General features: G+C 71.6%; 3 protein-coding genes and 1 pseudogene. All 4 read right to left on the bottom strand.

Annotated elements, in window-relative coordinates; translation table 11 throughout:
• A pseudogene (locus GTW67_RS32560) lies at positions 1-185 on the bottom strand (BMP family ABC transporter substrate-binding protein); the annotation flags it as partial.
• Positions 186-359: 174 nt separating this feature from the next.
• Entirely contained in the window at positions 360-1,592 is a 1,233-nt protein-coding gene (locus tag GTW67_RS32555) for a M20 family metallopeptidase (RefSeq protein ID WP_161168349.1), read from the bottom strand.
• Between the two features lie 307 nt (positions 1,593-1,899).
• Complete coding sequence (locus tag GTW67_RS32550; protein ID WP_237519145.1) at positions 1,900-2,430, bottom strand: hypothetical protein; 531 nt, start codon at positions 2,428-2,430, stop codon at positions 1,900-1,902.
• A 390-nt stretch (positions 2,431-2,820) separates the two neighbouring features.
• Positions 2,821-3,882 carry a hypothetical protein gene (locus tag GTW67_RS32545; RefSeq protein WP_161168347.1) on the bottom strand — a complete coding sequence of 354 codons (1,062 nt, stop codon included), beginning with the start codon at positions 3,880-3,882 and terminating at the stop codon, positions 2,821-2,823.
• Positions 3,883-3,900: the final 18 nt, after the last annotated feature.

Genomic DNA, 3,900 nt, shown 5'->3' with positions numbered 1-3,900 from the left:
GCGGCGTCGTTGAAGGACTGGTCGCCCTTGCCGCCGATGTCGTACGCGATGGCGAGGCCCTTGTCGCTCTTCGTGCCGTCGTCGCCGCTGTCGCTCTCGCTGCTGGTGCCTCCGCAGGCCGTGGCGGCGAGTGCGAGCGACGCGACCCCCACCGCGACGCGGGTCAGTCTCGAAATCCGACGCATCTGAAGTTCCCCATTCTCCAAAGCCCCGCAGCGGGCGCTCGGTTCGGCGCACATTAACGCGCGTAGAAACTCCTGGGAACGGGGTTCCGCGGTGCCGTTACCCATTCGTGCCGCTGGCCGGTTACGGCCCGGTGAACCACCGGGCCGAACGCGGCCGAAGGGGTGCGAAGCGGCCTACTGCACGGCGTCGATCAGGGCCGCCGCCGTGAACATCTCGACGCCCACGGTGATCGCGTGCTCGTCCACGTCGAAGTCGCCCTGGTGCAGGTCCCGCACCGTGCGCTCGCCGGGCGGGCGGACGCCGAGCCGGGCCATCGCGCCGGGCACGTGCTCCAGGTACCAGGAGAAGTCCTCGCCGCCGAGGCTCTGCTCGGTGGGCTCGACGGAGTCCGTGCCGCGCCGGGCGACCATGGCGGCCTGGAGCAGTTCGGTGCTGGTGACCTCGTTGACGACGGGGGGCACCCCGCGGACGTAGGTGATCTCGGACTTGGCCCGGTGCAGGTTGGCGACCTCGTCGATGGCGCCGACGACGAGGTCGGGCGCCTGCCGCCAGGCGTCGAGGTCGAGGCAGCGCACGGTGCCGGCGAGTTCGGCGTGCTGCGGGATGACGTTCGGGGCGTGGCCGCAGTCGATCCGGCCCCAGGTCATGGCGAGGCCGCTGCGGCTGTCCACCCGGCGGGCGACGATCGCGGGCACGTCGACGACGACGCGGGCGGCGGCGGTGACGAGGTCGGTCGTCAGGTGCGGCCGGGCGGTGTGGCCGCCGGGGCCGTTGAGCGAGATCTCCAGCCGGTCGCAGGCGGAGGTGATGGGGCCGACCCGCAGCCCGACCTTCCCGGCGTCCACCCGGGGGTCGCAGTGCACGGCGAGGATGCGGCGCACCCCGTCGAGCGCGCCGCCCTCGATGGCGTCGGCGGCGCCGCCGGGCAGCACCTCCTCGGCGGGCTGGAAGACCAGCCGCACGGGCCGGGGCAGCAGGCCCTGCTCGTGCAGGGCGGCGAGCGCGAGGCCGGTGCCGAGGACGACGGTGGTGTGCACGTCGTGCCCGCAGGCGTGGGCACGGTCCGGGACGATCGAGCGGTACGGGCACTCGCTCTTGGTGTCCGGGATGGGCAGCGCGTCGATGTCGGCCCGCAGCGCGAGCATGCGCGGCCCGCCGGTCCACTGGCCCGAGTCGGTGCCGATGTCGCAGACGAGTCCCGTGCCGACGGGAAGCACACGCGGCTTGAGGCCGGCCCGCTCTAGCCGCTCCTTGATCGCGGCGGTGGTGCGGAACTCCTGGTTGCCCAGCTCGGGGTGCATGTGCAGGTCGCGGCGGAAGGCCACGAGCTCAGCGCGCAGCGCCTCGGGGAGGGTGCCGGGAAGCAGCGCTTCCCCTGACGGGTCGGCCTCGGACTCTCGGGACATCAATTGCTTCACCCTCTGAAGGGTAGGACGCCGAGGCGGTCAACTGTCCTGCGATCAACAAAAGTTCAACCCGTTAGGGGAAGAAAAGTTGGCCGTACGGCGCATGGCTGCCGACGAAGGTGGGTACGCTCACCCGTTTCCTACCGCCGGGCCCGCCTCCGCACTCCTTGCTCCTTTCACGGATACCACGCTCCGTACACCCCACGCGTCCCCGTTCACCCACTGGACGGACCCCGGAGACGGGCATGGGCTCGCTCGTGCCCTCTGGCCGGGCCGTCGTCCACCGGGGGACACGACTGAGAACCTGTCAGCTCTTGAGGGGCGCGTCGCTCGACCAGAACGGCGACCTCACATTCGGCGCGGGCAGCTCCTGCTTCGAGTAGTCCGGGCCGTTCGGCTTGCTGGTCGGCTGTGCAACCTCCGACTCCTCCACACACGGGGTGGTGATGCTCAGATGAGCTTGGCCGTTGGGGGCGATCAGGGCTTCGAGCTGGAAGCCGTCCGGCGTCTTGAAGTGAGCGACGAGGCCGTTCGCACCTGTGGCGACGAGGCTGTAGCCCTTGCTCTTCCAGTGACGTTCCAGCACGCCGAGAAAGCTGCCACGCCGCTCGGTGGAGATGATCGTCATGACGGCACGATCACGATCCACGTAGCAGTCACCCGGCATGGAGTACCGATGCGTCCACTGAACAGGAGGCTTGATGGCCGCGAACGTCTCGTCCAGAATCTGGTCCGCCCTGTCTGCGGCCTCTTGCAGGTTCATTCCCGACTGACTTTCCTTGCTTGAGGATGCCGAATCCGTCACGCCACACCCAGCGAGAAGCAGCCCCAGCGCCATGACCGCTGCGACCCTTTTCCTCATCGCGGCGTCTCCCTTACACGCGGATTTGTCCGACCTCAACCGGCCGGACGGAGGCCCGTAGGCCGCGCCCCCGCTGGTGCCCCCTCTCTCTCGGCGGGCAACTGATTGAGCTGCATGTGCGCGGGCTGCCGCTCGGCTGCCGCCGCTTTGAGCTGCTCCCACTCGTCCCACGCCATGCGTGGCCCCTCCCCGGTTTCCTGGCGTGCGCCGCCGCGCGGGGCTGTGCGTACGCCTGTACTGCTCGTAGTCGAGAGGAACGCTAACGGGCCGTCACCACGGGGCCCACCCGTCACGGGCACCAGGACGTCTGAGTATCCGTACTCAGGCCGGAACAAGCCCTGGCCTGGCCGGATGGTGACTTCGTCGCTACCCCCCCACCGCCGACAGCCGGTGCGCGGCTCGGGCCGAGCCTGTGACGCCGGAGAGGAAGCCGCCGGCCCGGGGGGAGGCGGTGCGGGTGAGCCAGGTGGGGTCGATGTCGCAGACGGCGACGCGGACGTCCGTGCCGGCGAGGGCGAGCGGGAGGGTGTGGACGACCGTGGAGGGAAAGCTGAGGACGGTACGGCCGATCGGGCCACGGCGGGCGATCAGTTCCAGGGGGAGGTCGGGGCGGACGATCTCCAGGCCCGTCTCCACGGCCAGGCGGTGGAGCTTCTCGGTGCTCTCGCGGCGGTGGGCGAAGTAGCGGGCCGCCCCGTGGGTCCTGGCCAGGGCGCGGACGGCGTCGACGTACCGGTCGGCGTCCACGACGCCGGTCTCCACCAGCGAGGTGCCGACCATGTCGGCGCCCTTGGTGATGCGGGGCGGGCCGAAGCGGGCGCGGGTCCAGGCGAAGGCGTTGGGGGTGACGGTGACGCCGTCCGGGGTGTCGTCCACGGGCATGGCGGAGAAGACCTCGACGGCCCGGCCCCGGGACGGGGTCAGGCGGCGCCGGGCGGCGGCCGACACCGGGGCGAAGAGCAGGTCGCGGGGGCCGGGGCGGTGGCCCTTGCGGTGCCAGCGGACCAGGCGTTCGCCGCGGGCGAGCTGGGTGACGAACTCCATGGTGGCCGTGCCGTCGTCGACGACGACCAGGTCGGGGGCGCGGGTGATGGTCAGCAGCAGTTGGACGTAGCGGGAGAAGGGGTCGCCCATGACGACCCGGTCCGCGCGGCGCAGGGGGCCCGTCAGGCTCCCCACCGTGTGGAAGGGGGCCGTGGCGCCGCCGCGGGCCTCCTCCCAGCGGACCTCGTGGCCCTCGCGGCGGGCCAGTTCCGCCATGCGGCGCAGCTGGCCGCGGGTCATCGGGTCCACCGGGGACAGGACGACGAGGGTGAGCTCCGCGCCGGGCGCACGGGTGTGCGCCCACTCCAGCACGTTCAGCAGTTGCACCGGGCTCTCGACGAAGGCGAGAGTGCGGGGGCCGGCGTTCCCGGCGCGGGGGCTCATCGGCGTACGACCGTCCCG

Source organism: Streptomyces sp. SID5910 (genome assembly GCF_009862125.1).
In the GTDB taxonomy this organism is placed as follows: Bacteria; Actinomycetota; Actinomycetes; order Streptomycetales; family Streptomycetaceae; genus Streptomyces.
This window is presented reverse-complemented; position numbering and strand designations above follow the sequence as displayed.

Bases quoted from the DNA above. Each gene is read 5' to 3' on its own strand.
- GTW67_RS32555 (WP_161168349.1), bottom strand. From the start codon at position 1,592: ATGTCCCGAGAGTCCGAGGCCGACCCGTCAGGGGAAGCGCTGCTTCCC.
- GTW67_RS32545 (WP_161168347.1), bottom strand. From the start codon at position 3,882: ATGAGCCCCCGCGCCGGGAACGCCGGCCCCCGCACTCTCGCCTTCGTC.
- GTW67_RS32550 (WP_237519145.1), bottom strand. From the start codon at position 2,430: ATGGCGCTGGGGCTGCTTCTCGCTGGGTGTGGCGTGACGGATTCGGCA.